Here is a 6,049-nt window from a genome sequence, read left to right as displayed (position 1 = left end):
CTCAGCCTGGAACCCAGCCAAAGACCCGCCCTGAATGTCAGCCTGGAACCCAGCCAAAGACCCGCCCTGAATGTCAGCCTGGAACCCAGCCAGAAATTCAGCCGGGAATTCAGGTTTCATCCGTGCCGGTATCGTCATCCTCTGTGGTCTTTTTGGCGGCATCACGGGTTTTTTTGGGCGGCTTGCCCATGGCCGGACGGTATATCTCCACCCGATCCCCTTGCTGCAACACCTGGTCGGTTGCGGCGATTTTGCCGTGAATGCCCACTTTATTGGTGGTGAGGTCGATTTCCGGAAATTTTCCCAGGATGCCGGATTTATTGATGGCATCCCCCACCGTGGTCCCTTCCGGAATATCAAATTCGGTCAACACCTGGCGTTTGGCTTCAGCATAGGCAACAGCAATGCGCATGGAACCCTCTCTTTGGCCCTTCTTGAGACAATTTTTATGACATCTCTTGCACCATCGGACTGAATTCGCTGCACGATAACACCATGGAGAGTTCCCTTTCAATGGCCATTGCCTTTATCTTGGCGATGGGGGATAAGGAGGGATTCACCGGGTCAGAAACAGGGGAACAGCAAAGCGTCATGAAAATTTTTTCTGTCTACAATTTCAAGGGCGGTGTGGGAAAAACCACCAACACGGTCAATCTGGCCTATCTTTCCGCTGCGGAAGGAGTGCGAACTGTCATCTGGGATCTGGACCCTCAGGGAGGAACCAGCTTTTTCCTGTGTGTCAAACCAAAAATCAAGGGCGGTGCCAAAGCCATCCTGAAAAGCAAGCCCGACCTGGAAGAGTATTTGCGCACGACCGGCTATCCCAATCTGGATCTGCTGCCCGCCGATATTTCCTATCGCCATCTGGACCAGTATCTGCACGACAAAAACGACCCGGTCAAGACATTTGCCCGTATTCTCAAGCTTTTGGCGCACGAATACGACCACATTTTCCTGGATTGTCCTCCGGGATTGTCGCTGGTGGCGGAAAACGTGTTCCGGGTATCCCACGTTCTGGTGATTCCCCTGATCCCCTCCACGCTCTCTCTGCGGGCGTACAACAAACTTGTGCAGTTTTTGTTGAATCGTCGCACAAAAAAACTCCGTGTCGCCCCGTTTTTCAATCAGGTCAACCTGAACAAACCCATCCATCAGGTCGTGACCCGGAACGTCCTGGAGCAACACCCCATTTTTCTCAAATCCATGATTCCGGACTCCAACGTCATCGAATCCATGGGCATCAAGCGGGCACCCATCTTCACCTACGCCCGCACCTCCCCGGAGGCCGACGCTTTCCGGTCCCTGTGGCGGGAAATCAAGGAAAGAAAATTATAAAATCCAGACAACGCCTCACTTGAACAGATTCATGGAGAGGTAACGATCACCCCGGTCAGGCAGAATGACGACAATACAGGCCGGGGTCGTACACTCTTTGGCCAGGCGGACCGCCGCCGCCACGGCACCCCCGGCAGAGATGCCGGCAAAGATTCCCTCTTCCCTGCCCAGGCGATGGACCATTTCCAGGGATTCCGCCTCGGAGACATCCATTTCGCGATCCACCCGCCGGGAATCGAATATTTTGGGCAGGTAGGCTGCGGGCCAACGCCGAATACCCGGAATTTTGGCCCCTTCTTCCGGTTGCACGCCGATAATCTGGATTTCCGGATTGCGGGCTTTCAGTGCCCGTGATACCCCCATGATGGTACCCGTGGTTCCCATGGAACTGATGAAATGGGTCACCTTGCCATCGGTATCCCGCCAGATTTCCGGGCCGGTGGTCCGCTGATGGATGCCCCAGTTGTCCGGGTTGGAAAATTGATCGAGCATGATGCCCTCGCCCTGCGCCACCATGTCACGCGCCCGGTCAATGGAGCCTTCCATGCTCGCGGCGGCGGGTGTCAGGACAAAATCCGCTCCATAGGCCGCCATGGTGGCGCGACGTTCGATGGTCATGCTCTCCGGCATGATCAGGGTCAGCGGATATCCACGCCGGGCAGCAAGCATGGCCAGGGCAATGCCTGTATTGCCGCTGGTCGCCTCGATGATCCGGACACCCGGGCGCAGCTCCCCGCGAGCCTCCGCACCCAGGATCATGCCCAACGCCGCACGATCCTTGACTGATCCCCCCGGATTGTTGCCTTCCAGTTTCGCCAGAATGCGCACCTGCGGAAATGGCGCAGACAATCGGTCCAGATCGACCAGGGGCGTTCCACCAATGCATGCATCCAGATTTGCCACGACTTGTTCTCCCCTACCCTGTACGATTCCATTCCCATTCCGTCAACATGAGAGGCTGTCAAAAAACATGATAATTTCCGAAAAAAAAAGAATAAAAAACTGGGATGGAGGTCCAGGAGGAAGGGCTGTGCCCTTCCTCCTGGCGGGGTTTGGGGCGGAGCCCCAATAAAATCTTCCTTTCCAATTTTTTTTATCCGAAAGTGAATAGACAGCCTCTTATTGAATTTTTCGATCCGGGTGATGTGCGGCATGTCATGAATGGATGGGTTGCAGAATATGGCAGTGAATCGTTTTTCCCGATTGGTGGAGTTGCGACGGATCCAGGAAGAGACCGAAGCCATGGTTTATTCACGCAATTTGGCCTGGATGGAGGGGTTGCGGATGCGGTTGCAGAAGATCGATCAGGAGACCGAACAGGCCCGGGAAGAGGTGCGGCAGTTGCAGGTGTCGGGTTCATTGCGTGTCTCTCCGGCCATATATGAAAATTTTTTCCGTGGACAGATGGTGCGGCGGCGGCGGTTGCAGGTCAGCATTCAGCAGGCGCGGGAGGAAGTGAGCAAGTCCCGGGATGCCTGGCATGCGGTCCGGGTTCAGCTCAAGAAGACCGAAAAGCTCCAGGAAAAAGAGGGTGAAAGGCTCAATTCTGAGAAGTTGCATATTGAAAATAAAGAGTTAGACGCGATTGGCCTGATGCAGTTCAAGGATGCTCCCTGACTGTTTTCAGCGCCGGGCATGGGATGAGGAGTTGGTCCATTGAACAGGGGATTCCGGATGACAAATACAATCCGCTGTCTGTCAGGGTTACTGGTTTGGCTGTTCCTGGTTGCTCCTGGCTGGGCTGCCAATGAAGCGGTCAATCCGCTCAAGGATCCAATTCAATTGTTGGACTCGCTGGAAAAGCGTCGCCTGGAGCTGGAGGAACGCAGTCGGGTGCTGGATGCCAAAGAGACAGAGTTGAAGCAAATGGAGGAGCGGCTCGGCAAGCGGGTTACGGCCCTGGAGGGGCTGCGCACCTCCATTGAAAATGATTTGGCAGAAGAGAAAAAACAGAATGAAGAGAATATTGCGCGACTGGCCAAGATCTATTCCGGCATGAAGACGCGGGCGGCGGCGGAACGTCTGCAAAAGCTGGATCGCAAGGTGGCCTTGAAGGTATTGAAGGTCATGAAGGAAAAGGTGGCGGCCAAGGTTCTGGGCAAGATGGATGCCCCGGCGGCGGCGGAATTGGCGGATGGATTGGGGATTACGGCGGTTGACCGGCGCGGCGGCAAGCGTTGAAAAATGAACGCGCACTGCAAAAAATGTTCAAGATTGTCGGCACCGGCACCGATACATGTTGTAAGCTTGACGGTGATGGGTCTGACACCGGCTTCACGGTGACGGATCTGTTGCCCGGGTTTCTGGCAGGATGTCTTGGTTCTCCAAAAACCGGCAGGCTGGAAAAAGTGTTCATGGTGTGACAGTGGGTTGCCGATAAATCAATTGCAGGACGGAACAACCCGAACAGGCAGGGGATGTTGAATTCTGGACAGGATTTGCTGAGACTTTACAATGGAATCGGTGGTTGGACGGGATCAGGAAGATCTGCGTCCGGATTCTGAAAGGGTTGGACTGGCCCTTTAAAATGAACAGTTCACCTCCAGGCAGGGATGAAAACTGCAAAATTTCCAGGGAAGTTTTGCGCGTCGGAGGTACACTCATGTCTTTTCTGAATGATTCAAGTTTGTCAATACGGAATGCTCGATGCGAAAAAGAGTTGTCCCCCCATGCATTGAGTCTCACATTTCCGGGATTTGTGTCAATCATGCGGATCTGTTCCGCCAGGCAGGCGGGAACAGGTTTGCCGATTGGGCAGCGCATGCAAATCCGGAATCTGGATCGTCTGTTTCCAAACGTAAAAAGTGGTTCATGCTGAAGATGCCGGATCAAATCACATCAATCATGATCCTGCCCAGGAGTGCATACAGTCGTGATGCAGCGGCATTCATGGGTTCCTGGCTTGAAAGGCCGGGAGTTGAATTGACTGTGAGGTGATCGGGTCTTGACCGAAGGGATGCCAGGCAAGTGCAGACCGGGTGTGGGAGAGCCATGACCCGGGAAGGCGATGCCGGGCGTGAAACCTGGCAGGAGCAGACCGGGCGTGGGGAGAGTCATGACCCGGGAAGGCGATGCCGGACGTGAAACCTGGCAAAAGCAGACCGTCCAGGCTTTTCCTGAAAGGGTGCTGAATGGTTACCAGAGAAGTCCGCATTGAGCAGGATTGGTCCGATGCAGGTTTTTAGCATGTCAAGAGGTTGATCTGATTTATTAATTGGTTATTTTACGAATGGTGTGGCAGTACTGGAAAGGATTCTGCTCATGAATATCAGTGCAAGGAGGTTGAAGGCCATCCGGTTTGCGGTGCAAAGGCAGCCGTGGGAGCCGAGGCGATACATACGTAATGGAGTCGAGGGGATTGCCCTGGTTCCTGTCATTGAAACAATACTGGATGAGCCGGTCCACCGGATTGGAAACCGCCGGGAACTGGTGCGCTAGGAGGATCCGGGCTTGAGCATGACGGGGAATACAGGAGTTTTGCAAGAAAATATAAGATAATCGTGCGGTCGGGAGCGGCACAGGGAGATGCCGGAGCATGCCGGGCTGGCAGGTCGGCGGGCATGATCCAGGGAGGGACGGAATCAGGAGGATTCCGGCCATGGAAAAGGGATGTCTATGGCCACAGGAAGTGGCAGAAAGCAGCTTTTTTTTACAGGCCGGGAGAGAGTCTCACCGGGACCATCGCCGGGAGTGTCGGGCCGCAGGCAGAGCGAGGATTGAACGGGTGGATTGGCACGAATGAAATGAAATCGAGGCGGGGAGGCGATTGCAAAGTGGTCGGGGGCAGACCACGGGAATGAGGATGTCAAGGGGTGAATATGAACTGATGTTGCAGGGTATCGATGGGCGTGTCTGGCAGAGGATGTGAGGGTGTGGTGACGTGATCCAGGATGGATCAGGTGCCAAGACAAAAGGGTTGGGGTTGACCCTTGCAAAAGAACAACCCACCAGGATCCAGGGAAGGGTGCTTAAGGAAATTCATGATGCGGTGAATTTCCTGTCATGGAGGAGTGTTGGAGATGTCGATATCATTGGTGACCAATGTGGCATCGCTGAATGCCCAGCGATCATTGAGTCAGAGCAGTCTGAAGCTTGGCAAAACTTTTGAACGTCTGGCGTCTGGTTTGCGGGTCAACCGGGCAGCGGACGATGCCGCAGGGTTGGGGATAGGGGCCAGGTTCACGGCGGAAGTGCGCGGCATGAACATGGCCGTGCGCAACACCAATGATGCCATTTCGGCCATCCAGATTGCCGAGGGTGCGCTGGATGAGACCACAAACGCCTTGCAAAGGATGCGGGAGTTGGCAGTACAGGCTGCCAATGGAACCCTGACAACAACAGATCGCAGCAGTTTGAATTCGGAGTTTACCCAACTCCTGTCGGAAGTGGATCGGATTGCCAAGAATACGAAATTCAACAGCATGAACTTGTTGACCGGTTCGTTTACCGCCATGGGAATTCAGGTTGGGGCGTACAGCGGGCAACAATTGTCGGTGACCATCGGGTGTGCATCTGCCGTGGCCTTGTGTTCGACCATGGCCACCATAGCTGGTGATGGATCGGCGGCCATGTCGGCGATCACAACCCTGGATTCGGCCATATCGAGTGTGGCCAGCATACGTGCCACACTCGGTTCGCTGCAAAACCGGTTCGAGTCGGTCATCAACAACTTGCAGAACATGTCGGAAAACACATCGGCAGCCCGGTCACGGAT

7 protein-coding genes are annotated in these 6,049 nt (G+C 54.6%); 5 read left to right on the top strand and 2 right to left on the bottom strand.

Annotated features, from left to right (window positions below; translation table 11 throughout):
* Positions 1–109 precede the first annotated feature (109 nt).
* On the bottom strand, positions 110–412 hold the full coding sequence (locus HQL65_15075; protein MBF0137557.1) for an RnfH family protein: 303 nt from the start codon (positions 410–412) through the stop codon (positions 110–112).
* Positions 413–591: 179 nt separating this feature from the next.
* Between HQL65_15075 and HQL65_15070 the strand changes: the two genes are divergently transcribed.
* Positions 592–1,335, top strand: a complete 744-nt coding sequence (locus HQL65_15070) for a ParA family protein (GenBank protein ID MBF0137556.1) — start codon at positions 592–594, stop codon at positions 1,333–1,335.
* Positions 1,336–1,350: 15 nt separating this feature from the next.
* Here HQL65_15070 and cysM read toward each other — a convergent pair whose 3' ends face one another.
* A complete protein-coding gene (cysM, locus tag HQL65_15065) occupies positions 1,351–2,238 on the bottom strand; it encodes a cysteine synthase CysM (protein ID MBF0137555.1) in 888 nt (295 codons plus the stop codon).
* A gap of 276 nt (positions 2,239–2,514) precedes the next feature.
* Here cysM and fliJ point away from each other — a divergent pair, with 276 nt between their 5' ends.
* The 4 genes from fliJ to HQL65_15045 all read left to right on the top strand — a co-directional run.
* A complete protein-coding gene (fliJ, locus tag HQL65_15060; protein MBF0137554.1) occupies positions 2,515–2,952 on the top strand; it encodes a flagellar export protein FliJ in 438 nt (145 codons plus the stop codon).
* A gap of 57 nt (positions 2,953–3,009) precedes the next feature.
* Complete coding sequence (locus tag HQL65_15055; protein MBF0137553.1) at positions 3,010–3,516, top strand: hypothetical protein; 507 nt, start codon at positions 3,010–3,012, stop codon at positions 3,514–3,516.
* 1,080 nt (positions 3,517–4,596) lie between these two features.
* Positions 4,597–4,773, top strand: a complete 177-nt coding sequence (locus HQL65_15050; protein MBF0137552.1) for a hypothetical protein — start codon at positions 4,597–4,599, stop codon at positions 4,771–4,773.
* 581 nt (positions 4,774–5,354) lie between these two features.
* Positions 5,355–6,049, top strand: a 695-nt coding sequence (locus HQL65_15045; protein ID MBF0137551.1) for a flagellin FliC, incomplete at its 3' end; no start/stop codon positions are given.

The sequence above is a fragment of the Magnetococcales bacterium genome, from assembly GCA_015228935.1.
Taxonomy (GTDB): domain Bacteria; phylum Pseudomonadota; class Magnetococcia; order Magnetococcales; family DC0425bin3; genus HA3dbin3.
Note: the sequence above shows the minus strand (reverse complement) of the source record. Positions and strands in the feature narration are given on the sequence as shown.

What these genes read in the sequence shown, in the direction of transcription:
- HQL65_15075 (MBF0137557.1), bottom strand. Translation starts at nt 412, where the DNA reads ATGCGCATTGCTGTTGCCTATGCTGAAGCCAAACGCCAGGTGTTGACC.
- fliJ (MBF0137554.1), top strand. Translation starts at nt 2,515, where the DNA reads ATGGCAGTGAATCGTTTTTCCCGATTGGTGGAGTTGCGACGGATCCAG.
- HQL65_15050 (MBF0137552.1), top strand. Translation starts at nt 4,597, where the DNA reads ATGAATATCAGTGCAAGGAGGTTGAAGGCCATCCGGTTTGCGGTGCAA.
- HQL65_15055 (MBF0137553.1), top strand. Translation starts at nt 3,010, where the DNA reads ATGACAAATACAATCCGCTGTCTGTCAGGGTTACTGGTTTGGCTGTTC.
- HQL65_15070 (MBF0137556.1), top strand. Translation starts at nt 592, where the DNA reads ATGAAAATTTTTTCTGTCTACAATTTCAAGGGCGGTGTGGGAAAAACC.